This is a genomic window from Acinetobacter sp. (assembly GCF_049284435.1).
Lineage (GTDB): Bacteria > Pseudomonadota > Gammaproteobacteria > Pseudomonadales > Moraxellaceae > Acinetobacter.
In genome coordinates, this window is record NZ_JBAPXX010000134.1 from 1 (window position 1) to 1,597 (window position 1,597).

The 1,597-nt window shown below is 43.8% G+C and carries 2 protein-coding genes and 1 pseudogene; all 3 read left to right on the forward strand.

Translation table 11 applies throughout. From position 1 onward, the window contains the following. A pseudogene (locus WAK81_RS11490) lies at positions 1-679 on the forward strand (GTP 3',8-cyclase MoaA); the annotation flags it as partial. Position 680: 1 nt separating this feature from the next. Further along, a complete protein-coding gene (locus WAK81_RS11495; protein ID WP_422196921.1) occupies positions 681-932 on the forward strand; it encodes a MoaD/ThiS family protein in 252 nt (83 codons plus the stop codon). 1 nt (position 933) lies between these two features. Next, entirely contained in the window at positions 934-1,485 is a 552-nt protein-coding gene (locus tag WAK81_RS11500) for a molybdenum cofactor biosynthesis protein MoaE (protein ID WP_422196922.1), read from the forward strand. Positions 1,486-1,597: the final 112 nt, after the last annotated feature.

Sequence of the window (1,597 nt, forward strand, 5' to 3'; positions counted from 1 at the left end):
GGATGATCTGAATATCAGTTTGGATAGTCTGGATGCTGATCAGTTTAAACAACTCACGCAAAAAGATTTAGCACCCGTACTCGACGGAATTCGTGCAGCTCAAGCCGTTGGACTACCGATTAAAATCAATAGCGTATTAATGAACGGGATCAATGACAATCAAATTTTGTCTTTGGCGCGCTGGTCAGTTCAGGAACAAATCAGCTTACGTTTTATTGAATTTATGCCGCTGGATGGTGACCGGAAATGGTCGAGCGAACATGTGGTCAGTGAACAGCAAATTTTAGAAATATTAAATACTGAATTTGCAGTAACGAACCAAGATGCTTCTTCAGTTCGTTCAAGTTCAGAGCCGGCACGACAGTATTTTATTGAGGGTCATGCGATCGGAATCATCTCCACCATTACCAATTCATTCTGTGGAACGTGTGACCGGGTACGTTTAACCGCACAAGGTGAATTCTATAACTGCCTGTTTGCGCCTCAAGGTTTGAATCTAAAAACTGAAATTAAAGCCCTTAATGCTTCTGAACCTTTGAGTGAACTGAGCTTGCATGCTGCGTTATCACACTATATCTGGAACAAAGAATCAGGTTATCACGGCATAGCACAACGGTTGGAAAATCAGCGCATGAATAAAAACAGCCGCAAAATCAGCATGCATATGCTTGGAGGTTAAGATGTCACAGATCAAAATTAAAATTGAAGCCTTCGGTGCGGTTGAACGTCAGTTACCTGCAAATCTGGAGATGATCTGCAGCCCCAATAGTACGGTTGGGCAAGTTTTGGCTCAAGTTGGGCAGGAGTATCCGGCAGCTTTTACCATGATTGAACGCTGTGCCTGTGCCATCGGCGAGGACATTATCTCACGTCAAACCCAGTTTCACGCAGACACGACTCTGGTGCTATTGTCACCCGTGGCAGGAGGTTGAAATGGAACAGCTGAAAGCATTTTCACGAATTCAGGATACCGCCTTAAATTTAGACAGTTTTGATCAGATTGAGCATTTTCCAGAATGTGGCGGTATTGGGGTGTTCATTGGCACGGTACGTAATCATCATGAAGGTAAAGCGGTTAAAGCACTGAAATATACATCTTATGCACCCGTGGCGGAAAAAATGATTCGCCAGATTGAGCAGGAGATTCAGTACAAATTTGGTGTGTCCTATGTTCGGGTCATTCACAGGATTGGCGCTTTGGATATTGGTGAAAAAGCCATTATTGCCATTGCCTATGCAGCACATCGCAGGGAAGCCTTTGCTGCCTGTGAAGAAGCGGTAGAACGGGTCAAGCACGAAGTACCAGTCTGGAAAGAAGAATTTTATCTGGATGGCAGCAGCCAATATGTAGAAGGCTGTTGTATCCGTAAAGATGGCGTGGACGAGGAATATGCTCATCATCTTGTGAACGCTGAACATGACAAACATCAACATTGCCATCATTCGAAAGAAAATGATCCACTGATCTACCAATGGCCACTTTAATTGAACAATATTTTGAAAAATGAATCATAGGAACATGCAATGAAAAATGTCGGGATGAAAGCAGAAAGTTATCGGACTGCAGTGGCTACAGGAATTCTGCACGCACCGCCAC

Bases quoted from the DNA above. Each gene is read 5' to 3' on its own strand.
- WAK81_RS11500 (WP_422196922.1), top strand. From the start codon at position 934: ATGGAACAGCTGAAAGCATTTTCACGAATTCAGGATACCGCCTTAAAT.
- WAK81_RS11495 (WP_422196921.1), top strand. From the start codon at position 681: ATGTCACAGATCAAAATTAAAATTGAAGCCTTCGGTGCGGTTGAACGT.